Source organism: Citrobacter sp. RHB35-C17 (genome assembly GCF_013816795.1).
In the GTDB taxonomy this organism is placed as follows: domain Bacteria; phylum Pseudomonadota; class Gammaproteobacteria; order Enterobacterales; family Enterobacteriaceae; genus Citrobacter_A; species Citrobacter_A amalonaticus.
The window spans coordinates 3,280,527-3,302,982 of the sequence record NZ_CP057150.1; the positions used below are offsets into that span (position 1 = coordinate 3,280,527).

At 54.6% G+C, this 22,456-nt stretch carries 23 protein-coding genes; 9 read left to right on the top strand and 14 right to left on the bottom strand.

Annotated elements, in window-relative coordinates; all coding sequences use genetic code 11:
* Positions 1-43 precede the first annotated feature (43 nt).
* Complete coding sequence (locus HVZ37_RS15740; RefSeq protein ID WP_042999917.1) at positions 44-1,300, bottom strand: nucleoside permease; 1,257 nt, start codon at positions 1,298-1,300, stop codon at positions 44-46.
* 63 nt (positions 1,301-1,363) lie between these two features.
* Positions 1,364-2,197 (bottom strand): xanthosine phosphorylase, encoded by an 834-nt coding sequence (gene xapA, locus HVZ37_RS15745; RefSeq protein ID WP_042999916.1) that lies wholly within the window; start codon positions 2,195-2,197, stop codon positions 1,364-1,366.
* 236 nt (positions 2,198-2,433) lie between these two features.
* Here xapA and HVZ37_RS15750 point away from each other — a divergent pair, with 236 nt between their 5' ends.
* On the top strand, positions 2,434-2,775 hold the full coding sequence (locus HVZ37_RS15750) for a FlxA-like family protein (RefSeq protein WP_042999915.1): 342 nt from the start codon (positions 2,434-2,436) through the stop codon (positions 2,773-2,775).
* Here the strand turns inward: HVZ37_RS15750 and HVZ37_RS15755 are convergent.
* Positions 2,766-3,692, bottom strand: coding sequence for a LysR family transcriptional regulator (locus tag HVZ37_RS15755; protein WP_042999914.1), 927 nt, complete (start codon positions 3,690-3,692; stop codon positions 2,766-2,768). The two genes, HVZ37_RS15750 and HVZ37_RS15755, sit on opposite strands and share 10 nt — an antisense overlap.
* Positions 3,693-3,781: 89 nt before the next feature.
* Between HVZ37_RS15755 and HVZ37_RS15760 the strand changes: the two genes are divergently transcribed.
* Positions 3,782-4,780, top strand: a complete 999-nt coding sequence (locus HVZ37_RS15760; RefSeq protein ID WP_061069803.1) for a bile acid:sodium symporter family protein — start codon at positions 3,782-3,784, stop codon at positions 4,778-4,780.
* Here HVZ37_RS15760 and HVZ37_RS15765 read toward each other — a convergent pair.
* The 3 genes from HVZ37_RS15765 to zipA form a co-directional block, all read right to left on the bottom strand.
* Positions 4,777-4,995, bottom strand: coding sequence for a DUF3820 family protein (locus HVZ37_RS15765; protein WP_042317684.1), 219 nt, complete (start codon positions 4,993-4,995; stop codon positions 4,777-4,779). The two genes, HVZ37_RS15760 and HVZ37_RS15765, sit on opposite strands and share 4 nt — an antisense overlap.
* 1 nt (position 4,996) lies before the next feature.
* Positions 4,997-7,012: an NAD-dependent DNA ligase LigA gene (ligA, locus tag HVZ37_RS15770; RefSeq protein ID WP_042999912.1), complete on the bottom strand. Its 2,016-nt coding sequence runs from the start codon at positions 7,010-7,012 to the stop codon at positions 4,997-4,999.
* A 72-nt stretch (positions 7,013-7,084) separates the two neighbouring features.
* The gene (gene zipA / locus HVZ37_RS15775; protein ID WP_042999911.1) at positions 7,085-8,122 is read right to left on the bottom strand and encodes a cell division protein ZipA; all 1,038 of its coding nucleotides are present in this window, start codon (positions 8,120-8,122) and stop codon (positions 7,085-7,087) included.
* Positions 8,123-8,352: 230 nt separating this feature from the next.
* On the opposite strand from zipA, the gene cysZ reads away from it, so the two are divergent.
* The 5 genes from cysZ to crr all read left to right on the top strand — a co-directional run bounded on the left by cysZ (position 8,353) and on the right by crr (position 13,213).
* A complete protein-coding gene (gene cysZ, locus HVZ37_RS15780) occupies positions 8,353-9,114 on the top strand; it encodes a sulfate transporter CysZ (protein ID WP_044327908.1) in 762 nt (253 codons plus the stop codon).
* A 163-nt stretch (positions 9,115-9,277) separates the two neighbouring features.
* Positions 9,278-10,249, top strand: a complete 972-nt coding sequence (gene cysK / locus HVZ37_RS15785; protein ID WP_042999909.1) for a cysteine synthase A — start codon at positions 9,278-9,280, stop codon at positions 10,247-10,249.
* Between the two features lie 382 nt (positions 10,250-10,631).
* Entirely contained in the window at positions 10,632-10,889 is a 258-nt protein-coding gene (gene ptsH / locus HVZ37_RS15790) for a phosphocarrier protein Hpr (RefSeq protein ID WP_000487600.1), read from the top strand.
* 46 nt (positions 10,890-10,935) lie between these two features.
* On the top strand, positions 10,936-12,663 hold the full coding sequence (ptsI, locus tag HVZ37_RS15795) for a phosphoenolpyruvate-protein phosphotransferase PtsI (protein ID WP_042999907.1): 1,728 nt from the start codon (positions 10,936-10,938) through the stop codon (positions 12,661-12,663).
* 40 nt (positions 12,664-12,703) lie between these two features.
* Positions 12,704-13,213 carry a PTS glucose transporter subunit IIA gene (crr, locus tag HVZ37_RS15800; protein WP_000522253.1) on the top strand — a complete coding sequence of 170 codons (510 nt, stop codon included), beginning with the start codon at positions 12,704-12,706 and terminating at the stop codon, positions 13,211-13,213.
* 105 nt (positions 13,214-13,318) lie between these two features.
* Here crr and HVZ37_RS15805 read toward each other — a convergent pair whose 3' ends face one another.
* Both HVZ37_RS15805 and pdxK read right to left on the bottom strand, forming a co-directional pair.
* Positions 13,319-13,558, bottom strand: coding sequence for a cytoplasmic protein (locus HVZ37_RS15805; RefSeq protein ID WP_181627711.1), 240 nt, complete (start codon positions 13,556-13,558; stop codon positions 13,319-13,321).
* Entirely contained in the window at positions 13,555-14,421 is an 867-nt protein-coding gene (pdxK, locus tag HVZ37_RS15810) for a pyridoxine/pyridoxal/pyridoxamine kinase (protein ID WP_042999905.1), read from the bottom strand. Before pdxK ends, HVZ37_RS15805 begins: the two co-directional genes overlap by 4 nt.
* A gap of 82 nt (positions 14,422-14,503) precedes the next feature.
* On the opposite strand from pdxK, the gene ptsJ reads away from it, so the two are divergent.
* Together ptsJ and HVZ37_RS15820 are read left to right on the top strand one after the other, a co-directional pair.
* On the top strand, positions 14,504-15,799 hold the full coding sequence (ptsJ, locus tag HVZ37_RS15815) for a transcriptional regulator PtsJ (RefSeq protein ID WP_042999904.1): 1,296 nt from the start codon (positions 14,504-14,506) through the stop codon (positions 15,797-15,799).
* A 13-nt stretch (positions 15,800-15,812) separates the two neighbouring features.
* Complete coding sequence (locus HVZ37_RS15820; protein ID WP_058586930.1) at positions 15,813-16,529, top strand: type 1 glutamine amidotransferase; 717 nt, start codon at positions 15,813-15,815, stop codon at positions 16,527-16,529.
* Between the two features lie 32 nt (positions 16,530-16,561).
* Here HVZ37_RS15820 and cysM read toward each other — a convergent pair whose 3' ends face one another.
* The 6 genes from cysM to ucpA all read right to left on the bottom strand — a co-directional run bounded on the left by cysM (position 16,562) and on the right by ucpA (position 22,337).
* On the bottom strand, positions 16,562-17,473 hold the full coding sequence (gene cysM / locus HVZ37_RS15825) for a cysteine synthase CysM (RefSeq protein WP_044327212.1): 912 nt from the start codon (positions 17,471-17,473) through the stop codon (positions 16,562-16,564).
* Positions 17,474-17,582: 109 nt separating this feature from the next.
* Positions 17,583-18,677: a sulfate/thiosulfate ABC transporter ATP-binding protein CysA gene (gene cysA, locus HVZ37_RS15830; protein ID WP_044258378.1), complete on the bottom strand. Its 1,095-nt coding sequence runs from the start codon at positions 18,675-18,677 to the stop codon at positions 17,583-17,585.
* A complete protein-coding gene (gene cysW / locus HVZ37_RS15835) occupies positions 18,667-19,542 on the bottom strand; it encodes a sulfate/thiosulfate ABC transporter permease CysW (RefSeq protein WP_042999901.1) in 876 nt (291 codons plus the stop codon). The genes cysA and cysW overlap by 11 nt, the downstream gene beginning before the upstream one ends.
* Positions 19,542-20,375 (bottom strand): sulfate/thiosulfate ABC transporter permease CysT, encoded by an 834-nt coding sequence (gene cysT / locus HVZ37_RS15840; RefSeq protein WP_042999900.1) that lies wholly within the window; start codon positions 20,373-20,375, stop codon positions 19,542-19,544. Before cysT ends, cysW begins: the two co-directional genes overlap by 1 nt.
* On the bottom strand, positions 20,375-21,391 hold the full coding sequence (gene cysP, locus HVZ37_RS15845; RefSeq protein WP_044327214.1) for a thiosulfate/sulfate ABC transporter substrate-binding protein CysP: 1,017 nt from the start codon (positions 21,389-21,391) through the stop codon (positions 20,375-20,377). Before cysP ends, cysT begins: the two co-directional genes overlap by 1 nt.
* Positions 21,392-21,545: 154 nt before the next feature.
* Positions 21,546-22,337 carry an SDR family oxidoreductase UcpA gene (gene ucpA / locus HVZ37_RS15850; RefSeq protein WP_181627712.1) on the bottom strand — a complete coding sequence of 264 codons (792 nt, stop codon included), beginning with the start codon at positions 22,335-22,337 and terminating at the stop codon, positions 21,546-21,548.
* Between the last annotated feature and the right edge of the window lie 119 nt (positions 22,338-22,456).

Consider the following 22,456-nt stretch of genomic DNA (forward strand, 5'->3'; position numbering starts at 1 on the left):
AGAACAGGAACGACGGGCAACATATGCCCGCCGCAAAGGGGGATTAACGGGCCAGCGAGGGCTGCGCCTGCTTTTCAGGTTCATGCTTGTACTTAAAGCACAGCGCAAAAATCACCGCCAGCACCAGGGCATACGCCGCAAAGACCAGCCAGATAGTTTGCCAGTCCTTCACGCCATCCACTGAGAAGTAATCCACCGCCATACCGCTCAGGATGGAGCCGACCCACGCGCCGACGCCATTGACCATCGTCATAAACAGCCCCTGCGCACTGGCACGAATTTTCGAATCCACTTCCTGTTCAACGAAGACCGAGCCTGAAATGTTGAAGAAATCGAATGCGCAACCGTAGACGATCATCGACATCAGCAGCAGAACAAATCCGAGTGGAGACGGGTCGCCAAAAGCAAAGAAGCCAAAGCGCAATGTCCACGCCAGCATGCTCATCAGCATGACCGTTTTGATGCCAAAGCGTTTGAGGAAGAACGGGATAGTCAGAATAAAGCCGACTTCCGCCATCTGCGAGACAGAGAGTAAGATGGACGGGTATTTCACCACAAAACTGTCGGCAAACTGCGGATCGCGGGCAAAGTCGTGCAGGAAGGGGTTACCAAAAACGTTGGTAATTTGCAGCACTGCACCCAGCATCATGGCAAACAGAAAGAAAATCGCCATCCGCGGATTTTTAAACAGCACAAACGCATCCAGCCCCAGCTTACTGGCAAACGACGCGCTCGCTTTCTTCTCGGCGACCGGAATTTTCGGCAGCGTGAGTGCGTAGGCAGCCAGTAGCAGCGATGCGCCAGACGCAATGTACAGTTGCGCATTGCTCAGCTCTAGGCCCATCAGGCTGACGGTCCACATCGCAACGATAAAACCAATCGTGCCAAAAACGCGAATAGGCGGAAATGCCGTCACCGGATCCTGCCCTGATTGCGCCAGACAGGAATAAGAGACACTGTTGGAAAGCGAAATCGTCGGCATGAAGGCCATTGCGTTGATCAACATCACCCAGAACATGGTGTCCGGATCGGTCACCGTCGTCGCGTAGAGCAGCGCGCCCGCACAGAGCAGATGACAAAGCATATAAGCACGCTCTGCCCGCAGCCATTTGTCCGCAATAATCCCCATAATGCCGGGCATAATAATCGCCGCCAGCCCTTTTGAGCTGTACACCATACCCACGTTGGCACCGGTAAAATGAAGGGTGTTAATCATGTATGAACCCAGGGTCACCAGCCAGCTTCCCCAGATAAAATATTGCATAAACGACATGATCTTTAATCGGGACGCAATACCCATGTTTTCTTCCTTGCCGTAGAGTACGAACCCCGCCTGCTGGCGGGGTCATTATTATTATCGGTTTCAGGCCAGTTTACGCAGGAATCCGCAAATCAGGTCGATAAAGTTCTGACGTGAAAGTTCAGCCGCCGCCAGGGTTTGCGCGTGCGAGAGTTTCACATCCCCCAGCCCTTCCGCCAGATTGGTGATCGCCGACACGGCAACCACTTTCAGTCCGCAGTGGCGGGCGGTGATAACTTCAGGTACCACCGACATCCCCACCACATCGCCGCCGATAATTTGCATCATGCGAATCTCCGCGGCCGTCTCAAAGTTAGGTCCCGGATAAGAAACAAACACGCCTTCACTCAGCGTAAAACCCTCGTCGGCAGCTACGGTCTGTAAAATCGCACGATAATCGGCATCATAGGCATTCGCCAGCGAGAAGAAACGCTCACCAAAGCGTTCATCGTTCGGCCCAACCATCGGCGTTCCCGGCATGGTGTTGATATGGTCACTCAGCGCCACCAGACTCCCTGGCCCCACTTCCGGACGCAGAGACCCCGCCGCATTGGTGCAGAACAGCAGTTCGCAACCCAGTAGCTTCATTGTGCGAATAGCGTCGGTCATCACGGTCATGCCGCGCCCCTCGTAGAAGTGCCCGCGTCCTTTCATACAGGCGACCGGAACCCCGGCCAGATGACCGAGCACTAACTCGCCGGCATGCCCGTGAACGGTACTCACCGGGAACCCCGGCAGCTTCTCGTAAGAGATCGCCACCGCATCTTCTATCTGCTCAGCCAGCGCGCCTAAACCCGATCCAAGGATAAAAGCGACGCGCGGCGTGAAGTCAGGTTTATAGCCGCGGATAATATCAGCGCTGTTCCAGGGATTCTGGGAAAAGTGGGAGTCGGTCATGAGATGTCCTTATAATCAGCTAGTCATTCATTGAGTGAGGGAGGTAATGGTTATAGCGAGAGTACGCAATCGATTACCAATACAGTTTTCCCGGATGATCGATAGCAAATGTATATCAATCCTGGGCCCGGCAAGCGCGTATGAAGGCTAATTGTCCCTGCCAGAAATAGGAGGATGCACTGAAGGTCTGTCTTTCTATGCCGATATCGTAGGTTTAATGGCAAAAGGAAACCACGATGACCACCATCAACGTCTCAACCCCTTCCGTTCAAAGCGGCGGGAGTAGCGCAAAAACCGCTTCAGGTAACAGTACCGCCGCGCAGATCGCCCAGATTGTGGAGAAAATCACCCAACTGACGCAGAAGCTCAAAGAGGTGCCGGATAGCACTGGCAGCGCGGAAGAGAAGAAAAAACAACAAGAAATGCTCCAGACACAGATCAAAGTGTTGCAGGCACAACTGGCGCAGTTACAGCACCAGCAGGCCGAAGAAGCTCAGCAAAAGCAGGAACAAGCCCAGGTAAACGCGCAAGGCGTTAATCATCCTTCCGACGACCATCAGATTGATGTTTATATCTGATAAAGCGGATCCTGCGCACGTAAATTTGTTAATGCATTCGCCTGGGTGCGGACCACTTCCCACAACGCCTGGGCGGCTGTCGACAGCGAGCGATTCTTGCGACGCGCCAGCATCAGTTGCCGCTCCACCACCGGCGTCAGTCGCTTCACCTGCAAGTGGCTCCCCTGCGGCAACGGTAAGGCCAGCGCAGGCAGAATACTGATACCTATTCCCGCTTCTACCATCGGAAACAGCGTCGCCGGATGACCAATCTCCTGCACAATATTGGCCTCTATCGCAAAGTGCGCGAGCGCCGCGTCAATGAGCGGTCGACTCCCCGATGCATAATCCTGCAACACCAGCCGTTCCTCCCGGAGATCCTGCCAGTTCACCCATTCCCGTGTCGCCAGCGGGTGTGACTCATGGCAAAGCAGGAGAAAAGGTTCGGAGAGCACAGCTTCACATTGCAGATCGCTCACCGCCCCCGGATCAATCACAATGCCAAAATCCACTTCTCCCTGGCGGATACTCTCCAGTACCCACTGCTGCGGTCGATCGTGCAGGACAAAATCGATCGCCGGATAGCGCAAGTTACTTTGCGCAATGCACTGCGGAATGAGATGGGCGGAGATCGTCTGGCTTGCCGCCACGCGGACCGTCCCGGTGAGTTGCGTGCCCACCCTACCCGCTTCACGCAGCGTGATGTGTAGTTCATCCAGCAGTCGCTCCAGACGACCCGCCAGTTGTTGACCGGCGTCCGTCAGCACCACTTCTCGCGTCGTGCGATCCAGCAGTTTAACGCCCGTCTGGCGCTCTAGCTCTTTAATACTGTGGCTCACTGCCGACTGACTCAGGCCAATGCACTCGCCTGCACGGCTAAAACTTTTTTCCTGGGCTACAGTGACAAACACCCGAAGTTGACGCAGTGAATAATTCATCGATTCGATTCATATATAGATGCAATAAATCAATTTTATTTCTCAAAATGAAAAACGCAAAATAAGGACACCGAATTCCTGGAGTATTTATGAATATTTTTCGTATCCTCGATCCGTTTACGCTGACCCTGATTACGGTCGTCCTGCTGGCCTCATTTTTCCCCGCTGAGGGAGATTTTGTGCCTGTTGTTGAAGGCATCACCACCGCGGCCATCGCGCTCCTGTTCTTTATGCACGGAGCAAAGCTTTCGCGCGAAGCCATTATCGCGGGCGGCAGTCACTGGCGGTTACACCTGTGGGTGATGTGTAGCACCTTCATTCTGTTCCCGGTGCTCGGCGTATTGTTTGCCTGGTGGGCGCCGGTCAACGTTGATCCGATGCTGTACACCGGCTTTCTGTATCTGTGCATTTTGCCCGCTACGGTACAGTCGGCGATTGCCTTTACCTCGCTGGCGGGCGGTAACGTTGCGGCGGCGGTCTGCTCAGCCTCGGCCTCCAGCCTGCTGGGGATTTTCCTCTCCCCGCTGTTGGTTGGTCTGGTGATGAATATTCATGGCGCAGAAGGCAGTCTGGAGCAGGTCGGGAAAATCATGCTGCAACTGCTGTTGCCGTTTGTGCTCGGGCACCTTTCCCGCCCGTGGATCGGCAAGTGGGTCGCACGAAATAAAAAATGGATTGCGAAGACCGATCAAACGTCAATTTTGCTGGTGGTTTATTCCGCCTTCAGTGAAGCCGTCGTGAACGGGATCTGGCACAAAGTGGGCTGGGGATCGCTGCTGTTTATCGTCGTGGTCAGCATCGTGTTGCTCGCCATCGTGATTGCTGTAAACATCGTTGTGGCGCGCAAATGCGGCTTCAACAAAGCCGACGAAATCACGATTGTTTTCTGCGGGTCGAAAAAGAGTCTGGCAAACGGCGTCCCCATGGCCAACATCCTTTTCCCGACGTCCGTCATTGGGATGATGGTGCTGCCGCTGATGATCTTCCACCAGATTCAGTTGATGGTCTGTGCAGTACTGGCTCGCCGCTATAAGCGCCAGACCGAACAGTTACAGGAGCAGCAGGACAGCCGCGCCGCCAAAGCTTAAAGCGGGCGCTTCAGGGGCTGAACCAGCTGGCTCAGCCCTTCGGTTTTGATTAGCAGCGTAATTTGCATCAGCTCGCCCAGTTTACCCGCCGGAAACTCATCCTTGCGGGCAAACCACAGCAGATACTCTTCTGGCACATCGATCAGCCGACGCCCTTTATATTTACCAAACGGCATCACCGTGTTGGCAATCTCAACGAGCTGCTCTTTCTCCATCTCAGACACCCAGCAGGCGGAGCATTTCCGCTTCGTCAATCACTGCAATCCCCAGCTCCTGCGCTTTTGCCAGTTTGGACCCGGCCGCTTCGCCAGCAATAACCAGATCGGTCTTCTTCGAGACGCTGCCCGCCACTTTCGCACCGAGCTCCACCAGCCGCGCTTTAGCATCATCGCGCGACATCTGGCTCAGGCTTCCCGTCAGCACTACCGTTTTCCCGGCAAATGGACTGTCAATCTCTTCCGCATTGATCACCACCGGTGCAGGCCAGTGAATGCCTTCCGCCAGCAGTTGCCCGATGACTTCGCGATTGCTCTCTTCAGCAAAGAAATTGAACACATGGGTGGCGACCACAATGCCCACATCGGGGACTTTTTGCAGCTCGTCAATAGACGCCGCTTCCAGCGCTTCCAGAGTACCGAAGTAAGCGGCCAGACCGGCGGCCGTAGCCTCTCCAACTTCCCGGATACCGAGTGCATACAGGAAGCGCGCAAAGGTGGTCGATTTCGATTTTTCCAGCGCCTCCACCACGTTTTGCGCCGACTTCGGCCCCATTCGGTCAAGACCGGTCAGTTTCCCGGCTGTCAGCCGAAACAGGTCCGCCGGCGTGTGGACATACTCTTTCTCGACCAGTTGGTCGATAATTTTGTCGCCCATCCCATCCACGTCCATCGCCCGACGAGATACGAAATGCTTGAGCGATTCTTTACGCTGCGCGCCGCAAATCAAACCGCCGGTACAGCGAGCAACCGCTTCACCTTCCACGCGCTCAACGTCTGAACCGCATACCGGGCAATGCGTCGGAAATGCTACCGGACGCGTGTCGTCCGGACGTTCGGAAAGCACCACGTTGACCACCTGCGGAATAACATCGCCAGCACGGCGAATTACCACCTTATCGCCAATGCGCAGGCCAAGACGTTCGATTTCATCGGCATTATGCAGCGTGGCGTTACTCACCAGCACACCCGCGACCTGTACCGGTTCAAGACGCGCAACGGGAGTAATTGCTCCGGTGCGTCCGACCTGGAACTCCACGTCACGAACAAAGGTCATCTGTTCCTGCGCCGGGAATTTAAAGGCCACCGCCCAGCGCGGCGCACGTGCGACGAAACCCAGTTGCTCCTGTAGCGCCATCGAGTTGACCTTAATCACCACCCCATCGATGTCGAAACCCAGCGTCGGACGATCCTCTTCCACCTTGTGGTAAAACGCCAGCACCGCTTCCGGCGAGTCACACAGCGTCACGCGATCGCTGACCGGCAACCCCCATGCTTTGAATTGCAGCAGACGCCCCAGATGAGTATCAGGCAGTTCGCCGCCTTCCAGCACGCCAACGCCATAGCAGAAGAAAGTGAGTGGTCGCTTCGCGGTGATACGCGGATCGAGCTGGCGCAGCGAGCCCGCTGCCGCATTTCGCGGGTTAGCAAACAGCTTTCCGCCCGTGCGGCGAGCATCTTCATTGATCTTTTCAAAACCCGCCTGCGGCAGGAAAACTTCGCCTCGCACTTCCAGACGCGTCGGAATGTTATCGCCGTGGAGTTTCAGCGGAATGGCGCGAATAGTCCGCACGTTTGAGGTAATGTCCTCACCGGTCGTACCATCACCGCGAGTTGCGGCACTCACCAGCACCCCGTTTTCATAGAGAATGCTGACCGCCAGACCGTCCAGTTTCAGCTCACAGCACCAGGTCAGCTTGTCACTGCTCTTAAGACGGTCCTGCACGCGCTTGTTAAACGCCAGGAAACTCTCCTCATCAAAGACGTTGTCCAGCGACAACATCGGCACTTCATGACGAATCTGGCTGAAAGACGCCAGCGGCGCAGCGCCCACGCGCTGGGTCGGAGAGTCCGGAGTAATCAGCTCCGGGTGTTGCGCTTCCAGTTCACGCAGCTCGCGCATCAGGCGGTCATATTCTGCATCGGGGATTTCCGGCGCATCCATCACATGGTAAAGATACTCATGATGGCGAAGCGTGGTTCGCAGTTCGGTCAGTTGTTGTTCGATTGATTCCATATCGCACCATCAATGATAAAAAACCCCCGACAGGCGGGGGTTCAGAAAGGAAGTTGTCGTGCCTTGAGTGTATCAGGCGTTCGCGTCTTTCACTTCGCGGATACGGTCCTGATACTCGCGCAATTTTTGCGGCGTCATCATCCGACGCTGATCGTCGAGCACCACACCACCGACTTCATCGGCAATATGCTGTGCGGATTGCAGCATCAGTTTGAAGTTCTGCAGTTCATCGCCGTAAGACGGCACCTGCATAAAGATGGTCACGCCCGGCGTGGTGAAGTCGACCATTTCTGGATCAAACGTACCCGGGTTAACCATATTCGCCAGGCTGAATAACGCCGGGCCGCTGCCATCCGGACTCAGATGACGATGGAAAATATTCATGTCGCCAAACTTGAATCCGGCCTGCTGAATGCTGTTGAGCAGCACTTCACCGTTAAGCTCGCTGCCATGATGGGCGGCGACGTTCATGATGATTACCGCTTCTTTACGCTGAGGCTTTTCCGGGGCTGGTGCTTCTTCAACGACGGGCTCAGGCTGTGGCTCGACCACGGGTTCTGCAGGCTGGAAAGCCTGTGGCGACGGCTGCGGTGCAGTCGGCTGAACGGGCTGAATCTGCGGCGCGGCGGGCTGTTGTTGAACCGGCTGCGGCTGATGCACAGGTTGCTGTGGCGCAGGCTGATGCACCGGCTGCGGCTGAGCGGATTGCTGCGGCGCAGGCTGTGGCTGGTGTACCGGCTGCTGCGGCGGACGCTGGGCATGCTGCGGCTGTACCGGCACTTCAGACGATGGCTGAACCGGCTGACGCGGTTGTGCCGACGCATAAGGCGGCTGGTACTGGTGTTGCGGCGACTGGCGAGGAGCTTCATGCTCCTGCGGGTTGCCAGGGGCATGATTCACGCGGTGAACACGAACTTCACCCACGCCTTCGTCTGCTTCGACATCATCGTCATACGAGTCGTCGTCGCGTTTTGATTTCATGCGTTTCAGTGGACGATCGCGGAACATAGAAGATCGTTCTTTACGGCTGGTCCAGAAACCATGTACCAGTAAAGCGATTATGGCGATCGCGCCAACAATGATTAATATCAGACGCAAATCCTGCATCATTATATTCTCTGTTGTTCTAACACCTTGCCACCACGGCAAACATTTACTCACTAAGAGTATTTGCCGATTACGTCAAGTGCAAGTGTACTCTTAGCTTTCACAGCATAAAGATGAACGAAATCGTGCTTTTTGCTGTTTTTTCGAACATTTCCGAACTGTTCTGTGTGCGATAACCCGGTAAGATACCCGTGTTCGCTTAGGACTTATACGAAAAGGAGCATGTCCTGACTATGGTGTCATCATCTGTCACTGCGCCACGCAGCGGTTTTTACTACTTTGCTCAGGGATGGAAACTGGTTTCGCAACCAGGGATCCGTCGCTATGTCATTTTACCGCTACTGGTCAACATCCTGCTAATGGGCAGTGCGTTCTGGTGGCTGTTCACACAGCTGGATGTCTGGATCCCGTCGCTTATGAGTCACGTCCCGGACTGGCTGCAATGGCTGAGCTATCTGCTGTGGCCTGTCGCGGTCATCTCTGTGCTGCTGGTGTTTGGCTATTTTTTCTCGACCCTGGCCAACTGGATTGCCGCGCCGTTTAACGGGCTGCTGGCGGAGCAACTGGAAGCGCGACTCACCGGCGCAACGCCGCCGGACACGGGCATTCTGGGGATCATGAAAGATGTGCCGCGGATTATGAAACGCGAATGGCAAAAGCTGGCCTGGTATCTGCCACGCGCCATCGTACTGCTGATCCTTTACTTTATTCCCGGCATCGGGCAAACCGTCGCCCCCGTACTGTGGTTCCTGTTCAGCGCCTGGATGCTGGCCATTCAGTATTGCGATTACCCTTTTGACAACCATAAAGTGCCGTTTAAAGAGATGCGCACTGCTCTGCGCAGCCGTAAGGTCACCAATATGCAGTTTGGTGCGCTCACCAGCCTGTTTACCCTGATCCCGGTTCTTAATCTCTTCATCATGCCAGTGGCAGTCTGTGGCGCCACGGCGATGTGGGTGGATTGCTATCGTGCTAAGCACGCGTTATGGAAATAACGAAAGTTTGTGTAAATAAGAGGTTGTTTATAACGCCTCTTATTCCATACTGATACCCATTATTTCTTCATAGCATATAGATATGCGAAATCCTTACTTCCCCATATTCGTCTGAAGGGTATGCTGGGAAGGTATCCCAATTTCATACAGTTAAGGACAGGCCATGAGTAAGATTTTTGAAGACAACTCGCTGACTATCGGTCATACGCCGCTGGTTCGACTGAACCGTATCGGTAACGGACGCATTCTGGCGAAGGTGGAATCACGTAACCCGAGCTTCAGCGTGAAATGCCGTATCGGTGCCAATATGATTTGGGATGCTGAAAAACGCGGCGTGCTGAAACCGGGCGTCGAGCTGGTTGAACCCACCAGCGGCAACACGGGTATCGCGCTGGCCTATGTCGCGGCGGCACGTGGTTACAAACTGACGCTGACCATGCCGGAAACCATGAGTATCGAACGTCGTAAACTGCTGAAAGCGCTGGGTGCCAACCTGGTGCTGACCGAAGGCGCAAAAGGCATGAAAGGCGCCATTCAGAAAGCAGAAGAGATTGTCGCCAGCGATCCGGCGAAATATCTGTTGCTTCAGCAGTTCAGCAACCCGGCAAACCCAGAAATTCACGAAAAAACCACCGGTCCGGAAATCTGGGAAGATACCGACGGCCAGGTTGACGTTTTCATCTCCGGCGTGGGGACTGGCGGGACGCTAACCGGCGTCACCCGCTATATTAAAGGCACCAAAGGCAAAACCGACCTGATTACCGTTGCCGTTGAGCCAACGGATTCCCCGGTCATCGCTCAGGCGCTGGCAGGCGAAGAGCTGAAGCCAGGTCCGCACAAAATTCAGGGTATCGGCGCCGGTTTCATTCCGGGTAACCTGGATCTGAAACTGATCGACAAAGTGGTCGCCATCACCAACGAAGAGGCGATCTCCACCGCCCGCCGCCTAATGGAAGAGGAAGGCATTCTTGCCGGTATCTCCTCCGGAGCCGCAGTGGCTGCCGCGCTTAAGCTTCAGGAAGATGAAACCTTTACCAATAAGAATATTGTGGTTATCCTACCGTCATCGGGTGAGCGTTATTTGAGCACTGCACTGTTTGCCGATCTCTTCACAGAGAAAGAATTGCAACAGTAATGCCAGCATGTTAAAAACGCGTAAAAAAGCACCTTTTCAGGTGCTTTTTTGTGGCCTGCTTCAAACTTTCACCCCACCTGCCATTGCTTCACCCCACCAGGTCTGGTATTTAACCTGATTAATTATTTTGAAGCGCGAAATTAATCGTTACAGGAAAACTGCTAGCTGAATCGATTTTATGATTTGGTTCAAGTATTGATTTAGCGGCATAATGTTTAATGACGAGCGAAACGTCAGCGGCCAGAGGTTGACAGCAACGGATGGCGTAAAACACCTGGTGTGTCGCGCCCGTTTACGCCGGCGCTAACAATACAGGCTAAAGTCAAACCGCCAGGCTAGACTTTAGTTCCACAACACTAAACCTATAAGTTGGGGAAATACAATGTTCCAGCAAGAAGTTACCATTACCGCTCCGAACGGTCTGCACACCCGCCCTGCTGCTCAGTTTGTTAAAGAAGCGAAAGGCTTCACTTCTGAGATTACTGTGACTTCCAACGGCAAAAGCGCCAGCGCGAAAAGCCTGTTTAAACTGCAAACTCTGGGTCTGACTCAGGGTACCGTCGTGACCATCTCTGCAGAAGGTGAAGACGAGCAGAAAGCCGTAGAACATCTGGTCAAGCTGATGGCGGAACTGGAATAAGTTTTTCCGGGTTCTTTTAAAAATCAGTCACAAGTAAGGTAGGGTTATGATTTCAGGCATTTTAGCATCCCCGGGTATCGCTTTCGGCAAAGCACTTTTGCTGAAAGAAGACGAAATCGTCATTGACCGGAAAAAAATTTCTGCCGACAAGGTTGATCAGGAAGTTGAACGTTTTCTGAGCGGTCGTGCCAAGGCATCTGCACAGTTAGAAGCGATCAAAACGAAAGCTGGTGAAACGTTCGGTGAAGAAAAAGAAGCCATTTTCGAAGGGCATATTATGCTGCTCGAAGATGAGGAGCTGGAGCAGGAAATCATAGCCCTGATTAAAGATAAACACATGACGGCTGACGCGGCTGCGCATGAAGTTATCGAAGGTCAGGCCACTGCCCTGGAAGAACTGGATGATGAATACCTGAAAGAACGTGCGGCTGACGTACGTGACATCGGTAAGCGCCTGCTGCGCAACATCCTCGGGCTGGCAATTATTGACCTGAGCGCAATTCAGGATGAAGTCATCCTGGTTGCCGCTGACCTGACCCCGTCAGAAACCGCACAGCTGAACCTGAAAAAGGTGCTGGGTTTCATTACCGACGTGGGCGGCCGCACTTCCCACACCTCTATCATGGCGCGTTCTCTGGAACTGCCAGCCATCGTGGGTACCGGTAGCGTCACCTCTCAGGTGAAAAACGACGATTATCTGATTCTGGATGCCGTAAACAACCAGGTTTACGTCAACCCGACCAACGAAGAAATTGAAAAACTGCGCGCCGTTCAGGAGCAAGTTGCCACTGAAAAAGCGGAACTGGCTAAACTGAAAGATCTGCCTGCCATCACCCTGGATGGCCATCAGGTTGAAGTGTGCGCCAACATCGGTACCGTGCGTGACGTCGAAGGCGCAGAGCGCAACGGTGCGGAAGGTGTGGGTCTGTACCGTACTGAATTCCTGTTTATGGATCGCGACGCGCTGCCGACTGAAGAAGAACAGTTTGCAGCTTACAAAGCCGTGGCTGAAGCGTGTGGCTCTCAGGCGGTGATCGTGCGTACCATGGACATCGGCGGCGACAAAGAGCTGCCGTACATGAACTTCCCGAAAGAAGAAAACCCGTTCCTGGGCTGGCGTGCTGTGCGTATCGCGATGGATCGTAAAGAGATCCTGCGCGATCAGGTTCGCGCTATCCTGCGCGCGTCTGCTTTCGGCAAACTGCGCATTATGTTCCCGATGATCATCTCTGTTGAAGAAGTTCGCGCACTGCGTAAAGAGATCGAAATCTACAAACAGGAACTGCGTGACGAAGGTAAAGCTTTTGACGAGACCATTGAGATTGGCGTGATGGTGGAAACACCGGCTGCGGCAACGATTGCTCGTCATTTAGCCAAAGAAGTTGATTTCTTTAGTATCGGCACCAATGATTTAACGCAGTACACTCTGGCAGTTGACCGTGGTAATGATATGATTTCACATCTCTACCAGCCAATGTCGCCATCTGTCCTCACATTGATCAAGCAAGTTATTGATGCTTCTCATGCTGAAGGTAAATGGACTGGCATGTGTGGTGAGCTTGCAGGCGACGAACGTGCTACACTTCTGTTGCTGGGGATGGGTCTGGACGAATTCTCTATGAGCGCCATTTCTATCCCGCGCATTAAGAAGATTATCCGTAACACGAACTTCGAAGATGCGAAGGTGTTAGCAGAGCAGGCTCTTGCTCAACCGACAACGGACGAGTTAATGACGCTGGTTAACAAGTTCATTGAAGAAAAAACAATCTGCTAATCCACGAGATGCGGCCCAATTTACTGCTTAGGAGAAGATCATGGGTTTGTTCGATAAACTGAAGTCTCTGGTTTCTGATGATAAGAAAGACACCGGAACTATTGAGATTGTTGCACCGCTCTCTGGCGAGATCGTCAACATCGAAGACGTACCGGATGTCGTTTTTGCTGAAAAAATCGTGGGTGATGGCATCGCTATCAAACCAACCGGTAATAAGATGGTTGCACCGGTTGACGGTACCATCGGCAAAATCTTTGAGACCAACCATGCGTTCTCTATCGAATCCGATAGCGGTATCGAACTGTTTGTTCACTTCGGTATCGACACCGTTGAGCTGAAAGGCGAAGGCTTCAAGCGTATCGCTGAAGAAGGCCAGCGTGTGAAAGTGGGTGACCCGGTAATTGAATTCGATCTGCCGCTGCTGGAAGAAAAAGCCAAGTCAACCCTGACTCCGGTTGTTATCTCCAACATGGACGAAATCAAAGAACTGATCAAACTGTCCGGTAGCGTGACTGTGGGTGAAACCCCGGTTATCCGCATCAAGAAATAATTCTTGCCGCAGAGAAAAATGGCGCCTTCTGGCGCCATTTTTTTATCTACCGGATGGCAAACCCGCCTGATGGCGCATACGCCGCCATCCGGCATCAGTTCGCGGTTACAATGGTGAGGTCACCGGGCGATAACACTTTTCACGCATCAGGATTTTCATCCCTTCCGGCCCGCTCTCCAGCATCCGCTTTTCTGAATCAGAAACCAACAGTTCGCACTGATAGCCGCCCGTGATGCCAAACATCGCGCGCGCCACGCAGATATCTTCCAGCGCATTCAGCCCGCTGGTTTCAAAATGTCCCACGATACGTCCCTGCTGACAAACCACTAACCGATAACTCTTCATCGCGCCTCCCCTGCCGGAGGCAGTATCAGTTCGTCACATCCGCATTGCTGCGTCCAGGTCATCACCGCCAGTACGCGTTCCGCGGCCTGTTGCGTTGCCTGCGTCAACGATTTCCCCAACACAATGCCGCTAATCAACTCGGCACAGAACAGATCGCCGGTCCCTTTCAGATCGGTTTCTACCCGCGGGTGCTCAATCACATCCAGCGTTTGGGCCGTGACCACCGCCACATTGATGGTTTCACTGTCCTGTCCTGGCGCGCTGGTGATGACAATCCACTTCAGCGTGTCGGTCAGCAGCGATCTCGCCGCGATAACAGCCTCCTCCAGGGTGCGGCACGGCATACCGCTGAGCATCTCCAGTTCGAAGACATTCGGCGTCAGCCCCTGCGCCAGCGGCAGCAGGTGATGTCGATAGGCATCCGGTATCTCGGCTTTCACATACATTCCGCTGTCGGTATCGCCAATCACCGGATCGACCAGAACAGGAATGTCAGGATGCGTTTGACGAACGTTTTGCAACCATTGCGCCAGCAGCACGATTTGTTCTGCGCTGCCCATATAACCGGTGGTCACAGCCTTTAACTCGCGCAGCGCATCACGCTCGCTTAACGCCAGCAAATAACCGCGGAACCAGTCGGCCGGAATAACGCCCCCGTAGAACGTGTCATAGTGCGGAGTATTACTGAACAGGACGGTAGGCACCGCCGTCACCCGCAAACCCTTTGCTTTGATGGCTGGCACAGCGATGCTATTGCCGACGCTGCCATACACCACCTGTGACTGAACGGCGACAATATCGGTCTGCAACGCCCGATGCTTATCGTCGAAGAGCACTGACTGAATATCACTCTCCTGCTCCATTAACTTCTCCTCTCACTGGACAGCGGGCGGGTGCCTCACTATTATCGTCATATGCTAAAATTCATTTTGTCATAGGTCAATAATGATCGACGGAAAAACCGCCAGCGAAATCTTTGACAGTATACGGCAGCACGTCACCAGCGGCGTGTTGTCTGCAGGTGAAACATTGCCGCCGGTACGGGAACTGGCTGCGCAACTCAATGTAAATCGCAATACTGTTGCAGCGGCCTACAAACGCCTGGTGACATCCGGACTGGCGCAAAGTCGTGGCCGCAATGGCACCGTTATTAAAAGCGCCTCGACGCCCATCGCACGCGAAGGCGGCGACCCCCACACGCCGCTTCACGATCTCTCCAGCGGAAATCCTGACCCGACTCGCCTGCCGGACCTGAGCCGTTACTTTGCAAAATGTCATCACGACCACCGCCTGTACGGTGACACGCCGGTTTCCCCGGAGCTAAAGCGCTGGGCCACGCAGTGGATGCAGGATGCCGTTCCCGCTGCGGGTGAAATTGATATCACCAGCGGCGCAATTGACGCCATTGAACGCCTGCTGAGCGCCCATCTGCTGCCCGGCGATAGCGTGGTGGTTGAAGACCCTTGCTTTTTAAGCAGTATCAATATGCTGCGATACGCCGGATTCAGCGCCAGCCCGGTGCGCGTCGACAGTGAAGGGATGCGACCAGAGGGGCTCGAACAGGCGCTGAGTAAAGGCGCCCGGGCAGTGATCGTTACACCTCGAGCGCACAACCCGACGGGATGCAGTTTAAGCGCCGCACGCGCTGGCGCATTACAGGCCATCCTTGCACGATACCCACAGGTACTGGTGATTGTTGACGACCACTTTGCCCTGCTTTCCGCCTGCGCGTGGCATCCGGTGATTGCGGCAGAAACACTCCACTGGTCGATCGTTCGCTCAATGTCGAAAACGCTGGGGCCAGACCTGCGTCTTGCCATTGTCGCCAGCGATCCCGCGACGTCAGCAAAATTACGCCTGCGTCTAAACGCCGGCAGTCAGTGGGTCAGCCACATTTTGCAGGATCTGGTTTACACCTGTCTGGCAGACCCCGTCTGGCAGCAAACGCTCGCCGAATCCCGCCAGTTTTACGCCGATCAGCAGCGCAAACTGGCGCAGGCACTGCACGCACAAGGCATCAACAATATTTTCCCCGGCGATGGTCTGAACCTGTGGCTACCCCTTGCCGAAGCCAGCCAAAACGTTGCATTCGCGCTGGCGAAATCCGGTTGGCTGGTGCGTGAAGGCGACGCTTTCGGCGTTAACACGCCCGCACAGGGTCTGCGTATCACCCTTTCCACACTCAATGACAACGACATCAACCGCCTGGCCGGCCATCTTCATCAGGCGCTGAGCCAATAACAGGAGAGTATCCGTGCACGTCCATTTTATTATTCACGAATCATTTGAATCGGCAGGCGCTTATTTGCCGTGGGCTGAAACGCGCGGTCATCACATCACCTGGACCCGCGTCTATGACAGCGAACCGGTTCCGGCCAACGCCGATGGCTTTGATATGCTGGTCGTGTTTGGCGGCCCGCAGTCACCGCGCACCACGCTAGCAGAGTGCCCTTATTTTGACTCTAAGGCTGAACAACACCTGATCAATCAGGCTATCTCGGCGGGTCGGATCGTGGTCGGGATCTGTCTGGGTTCACAGTTGATTGGCGAAGCGCTGGGAGCCAGGGTCTGCCAGAGTCCGGAAAAAGAGATTGGTCACTATCCCATTACGCTGACCGAAGCAGGAAAACAGCATCCGTTGCTTGCCCACTTCGGCTCTCCGCTGACGGTCGGCCACTGGCATAACGACATGCCAGGGCTTACCGATCAGGCCACGGTGCTTGCCACAAGCGTCGGTTGTCCACGACAGATCGTGCAATATGGCAATTTTGTCTACGGCTTCCAGTGCCATATGGAATTTACTGCCGAGGCGGTGGAAGGACTGATTCAACATTCTGAGCAAGAGCTGGCGGAAGCCAAAGGGAAGCGCTTTATTCGCTCGAAGGCGGAAATGCGCGAATGGGATTATAAGGAAATGAATGAAAAACTCTGGCAGTTCCTGGATCTGCTGGTGAAAAAACGTCAGGGTTAATCCGCATGCCCGGTCATCGCCGGGCAATAGGGTTAAATCCCCGCGCCCTGGCTGAAGTGCTCTTCGCCAAACACGCCGGTAGAGAGATAACGATCGCCGCGATCGCAAATAATCGCCACTACCACCGCGCCCGGATTGGCTTTCGCAATCCGTATCGCACCGGCGACCGCGCCGCCAGAGCTGACGCCACAGAAGATCCCTTCACGTACCGCCAGTTCACGCATAGTGTTCTCCGCGTCTCGCTGGTGAATATCGACGACCTGATCGACAAGCTGAGCATTAAAAATGCCCGGCATGTATTCCGCTGGCCAGCGGCGAATCCCCGGAATGCTGCTGCCCTCTTCCGGTTGCAGACCCACAATAGTGACCGTACGGGCCTGCTCGCGCAGAAAGCGAGAAACCCCGGTGATAGTACCAGTCGTCCCCATGCTGGAAACAAAATGGGTGAGACGTCCGGACGTTTGCCGCCAGATTTCCGGCCCCGTAGTGGTGTAATGCGCGTACGGGTTATCAGGGTTATTGAACTGGTCCAGCAGCTTGCCTTCGCCGCGCTGAGCCATCTCCAGCGCTAAATCGCGCGCCCCTTCCATCCCCTGCTCTTTGGTCACCAGAATCAGCTCAGCACCGTAGGCGCGCATCGCGGCGCGGCGTTCCTGGCTCATGTTGTCCGGCATCAGTAGCTTCATACGATAGCCTTTCAGGGCCGCAATCATCGCCAGCGCAATGCCAGTGTTCCCGCTGGTAGCCTCAATTAATACATCACCAGGCGTAATCTCCCCGCGTTTTTCCGCTTCAACAATCATCGATAACGCAGCACGATCTTTCACCGACCCCGCCGGGTTATTGCCTTCCAGTTTGACCCAAATTTCACTGCCATTATCCGGCGTCAACCGTTGCAGCTTCACCAGCGGCGTGTTGCCAATAGTTTGTTCTAATGTGTTCACAATTTCAGTCCACAACCCAGACCTGATAAACCCAGCGCCATCAGGCAAATGTGTATTGCCGGAGGCAGCATAACTGTCTTATCCGGCCTACATAAAAAACGCTCTGAGATTACGCTATTTCTGCGAAAACAACATCATCATGACGTTCAATACGCTGATTGCCGTTATACAAGCGTGCATTTTGCAGGCCTACAAACAGACGCTCGCCGCGTACCGGAGCATCGTCCCCTTGCATGACCACGGTCAACGGGTCGTGATACCACCCGAGCGGCTGCACGACCAATTGGGTGTAATGACCTTTCGGGCTGGCTTCAATAACCTGAACCGGCAACGGTGAATCCAGACTGGTACGGCGGCTGATATCGACTTCCCATGGACGCAGGAACAGATCGACCGGCCCCTGATACGCAGGCGTATAGCCCAGCGGCCAGCGGTGTGCGCCAACGTGGAACTGCCCACCACGAATGGTGCCTTGCAGGCGGTTCACTTCACCCATAAATTCCAGTACAAAGCGGGTCGCCGGTTCACGCCAGACCTGATCCGGCGCATCGGCCTGTTCAATATTCCCCTGGCTCATTACCACCACGCGGTCCGCCACTTCAGTGGCCTCTTCCTGATCATGCGTGACAAAGACGCTGGTGAATTTCAGCTCTTCATGCAGTTGACGCAGCCAGCGGCGCAGCTCTTTACGCACCTGCGCATCAAGGGCACCAAACGGCTCATCCAGCAGCAGAATTTGTGGTTCAACCGCTAACGCGCGGGCCAGCGCAACACGTTGTTTTTGCCCACCTGAAAGCTGCGCCGGGAAGCGATCCGCCAGATGTGCCAGTTGCACCATCTCCAGCAGTGTCGTCACTTTGGCTTTAATCGCCGCCGCATTGGGACGCTCACGACGCGGCAGGACGCTCAGGCCAAAGGCGATGTTGTCGAACACCGTCATATGGCGGAACAGCGCGTAGTGCTGAAAGACAAATCCCACCTTACGATCGCGCGCATGCAGGCGGCTGACGTCGGTACCATGGAAGCGAATATGTCCGCTGGACTGGTGTTCCAGCCCGGCAATAATGCGCAGTAGTGTGGTTTTACCGGAACCGGACGGCCCCAGCAAGGCAACCATCTGACCTGAAGGAATATCCAGTGAGATATCGTTCAGCACCTGGGTGCGACCAAAAGACTTCTTAATATTGGCAATCTCAATGCTCATGATTTTCCTCCTGTTGCGCGCGTTTTTCCTGATTCTCCAGGCGCCATTGCAACATGCTCTTCAAAAACAGGGTAATAATCGCCATCAGCGTCAATAGCGCCGCAGCGGTAAAAGAGCCGACGCTGTTGTAGTCCTGCTCCAGTAATTCAATCTGTAACGGCAGCGACAGGGTTTCGCCGCGAATTGAGCCGGAAACCACCGACACCGCGCCAAACTCGCCAATCGCACGGGCGTTAGTCAGCACCACGCCATACAGCAGCGCCCAGCGAATGTTCGGCAGCGTCACGCGACGGAACATCTGCCAGCCGGATGCGCCCAGCAAAATCGCCGCCTCATCTTCCTGACTGCCCTGACTGAGCATCACCGGCACCAGTTCACGTACCACAAACGGACAGGTGACGAAGATGGTCACCAGCACCATCCCCGGCCAGGAGAACATAATTTGCAGATTATGCTCGTCCAGCCAGCCGCCCAACGGGCCGTTGGAACCGTAAAACAGCAGATACACCAGCCCCGCCACCACCGGCGAGACGGCAAAAGGAATATCCAGCAGCGTCAGCAGCAACTGGCGGCCCGGAAAGTTAAAACGGGTCACCAGCCAGGCCAGCAGAACGCCAAACACCAGGTTCACCGGCACCGCAATCAGGGCGATCAACACCGTCAGCCAGATGGCATGCAGCATATCCGGATCGGCCAGATTCTGTAGCACGGGCATCACCCCTTTGCTGAACGCCTGGACGAAAATGGTGATCATCGGCACCAACAGGATGAACACCGACACCAGCATGCCGGTGCCAATCAGAAACCATTTTCCCCAGTTGATGCGGGGGGCGTCATAACGCTTCAATTGAGTAACTTCCGCCATTAGTGACCTACCACACGTCGGCCAAAGCGACTTTGCAGGGTGTTAATTGAAAACAGCAGCAATAACGATGCCGCGAGGATCACCGAGGCAACCGCGCTGGCGGCAGGGTAATCAAACTCCTGCAAACGAATAAAAATCATCAGCGAGGTGACTTCCGTTTTCCAGGCAATGTTACCGGCGATGAAAATCACTGCGCCGAACTCGCCAAGGCTGCGGGTAAACGACAGCGCGACACCGGCCACCAGCGCAGGTGACAGTTCCGGCAGGACCACCTTGCGAAAGCTTTGCAGCCGCGTGGCGCCCAGGGTTTCCGCCGCTTCTTCATATTCCGGGCCTAACTCTTCGAGTACCGGTTGCACGGTACGCACCACGAACGGAATACTGGTGAACGCCATCGCCACCGCAATGCCAAGCCAGGTGTATGTCACCTTGATATCAAATTTTGCCAGCCATTCGCCGTAGAAACCGTTAACGGAAAACAGCGAAGCCAGCGTCAGACCGGCAACTGCCGTCGGCAGCGCAAACGGCAGGTCCATCAACGCATCCAGCAACGTGCGCCCCGGGAAACGATAGCGGGTTAAAATCCACGCCATCAGCAGGCCAAACACACCGTTAAAAATCGACGCCACAAACGCCGACAGTAGCGTCACTTTATAGGCAGCAACCACCTGCGGATTGGTAATCACATCCCAGTATTGCGCCCAGCTCATCTGTGCCAGTTGCATCACTAACGCACTGAGCGGCAGCAGCAAAATCAGGCAAACGAACAGCAGGCTGGTGCCCAGGCTTAAAGTAAAGCCAGGCAGTACGCGTCGGGAGGAGACTGCAAACATTACTTACGCCCCGCCGCCAGCAGTTTGTCCAGTTCGCCACCGCTGGTGAAATGGGTTTTCATCACCTCAGGCCAGGAGCCAAATTTCTCTTCCACGCGGAACAGTTCGGTCTGTGGGAATTTATCTTTCAGCTTGTCCATCACCTCCGGGTTGTTCACGCGGTAGTAGTAGTCCGTGATGATGGTTTGCGCCTGCGGGCTGTACAGCCAGTTCAGATAGGCTTTCGCCGCTTTCTCGGTGCCATTGGCCTGCACATTTTTATCCACCCAGGCAACCGGGAACTCAGCCAGAATATTGGTTTTCGGGATAACCACTTCAAAACCCTGCGCTTCATACTGTTTGCGAATGTTGTTCACTTCGGACTCAAAGCTAATCAGCACATCGCCCAGTCCGCGCTCAGCAAACGTCGTGGTCGCGCCGCGACCGCCGGTATCAAACACTTCGACGTTTTTCAGGAACTGGGTCATGAACTGTTCGGTTTTGGCTTTATCGCCGCCGTCCGCGTTATCGGCGGCGCCCCAGGCAGCCAGATAGGTGTAACGGGCGTTACCGGAGGTTTTCGGGTTCGGGAAGATCAGCTTCACATCAGAACGGACAAGGTCGTTCCAGTCGCGAATGTTCTTCGGGTTGCCTTTACGTACCAGGAATCCCATCGTGGAGTAAAACGGTGAGCTGTTGTTCGGCAAACGGCTTTGCCAGTCAGCCGGAATCAGCTTGCCTTTGTCATGCAGGATCTGCACATCGGTCACCTGATTGTAGGTCACGACGTCGGCTTTCAATCCCTGTAAAATTGCCAGCGCCTGCTTTGAGGAGCCCGCGTGCGACTGCTTAATCGTCAGCTTATCGCCGCCGTTATCTTTCGCCCACTGCTGTTCAAACGGCGGGTTGAGGGCGGCAAACAGTTCGCGGGAGACGTCGTACGAGCTGTTCAACAGCTCCGTCGCCTGCGCCTGACCGACCAGTAACAACGACGCCATCAGCGTCAGATATCTTTTTTTCAGTAAGTTAACGGCCATTGCGCACCCTTATAAATTTGATGACTTTCTAATAGCCATAATATTTATAACGAGTGTGAAAGGAGTAACGGTTTTATATACCGTTTACTGATTTGAAAGTTGAAAAGGGAATAAGAGAAACCCCTCCTGATGGTCAGAAGGGGTTGTGCGGTCGTCAGATTCCGACGCTGACGGTCTCCGGCAACGTGCTGCCGCCGTCAATCACGTTTTGCGTGCCCGTGAGATAGCTGGACTCATCCGACGCCAGGAAGGCGGCCAGTTCACCCACTTCCAGCGGGCAGGCCAGTCGACGCAGCGGGATCGCCTTCGCCATTTCGGTCAGCACTGCTTCCGGATCGTCCGGGTTAGACTGCTGCGCAATGCTTTCCGCCATCGGGGTACGCACGTAGCCCGGGCAAATCGCATTCACGCGAATCCCCGACTGGGCGTACTCCACCGCCAGCGATTTGGTCAGCCCGACAATCGCGGCCTTCGACAACGCATAGGCCGTTTCGCCCGGATCGGCGACCATATCGCCAGTGACCGAGGACATCATCACGATGCGTCCGTCTTTACGCTTAATCATCTCCGGCAGGACCGCTTTGGTCATGTTCCAGACGCCTTTGATATTCACATCAATGTGGAAGTCGCGATCTTCGTCGCTCATGTCGAGGAAGCTGCCCAGACGGCAGACGCCTGCATTGTTGACCAGAATGTCGATGCGGCCTTCCACCTCTTTCGCTTTCTTCAACGCCGCCGCCACGGAGGCGGGATCGGTCACATCCGCAATCACCGCCGTACAGCGATGCCCGCGGCCACCGAGTTCATCCGCCAGCTTTTCAATCTCATCGGAGATATCCAGCAAGATTAAGTTCGCCCCATGCCGGGCAAACACTTTGGCGATGCCTTCGCCAATGCCCTGTGATGCGCCCGTAATCAATGCTGTTTTGCCCGTGAGTTTACCCATTTCAATGCTCTCCTTGTGAATATGAAGTCTCACACTCCATTAACATTGAAAATACAGGAAAAAAGGATACGTGCTGAGGAACAGCTCACTAATTAAGGTAAATCTTAGATAAAAATCAT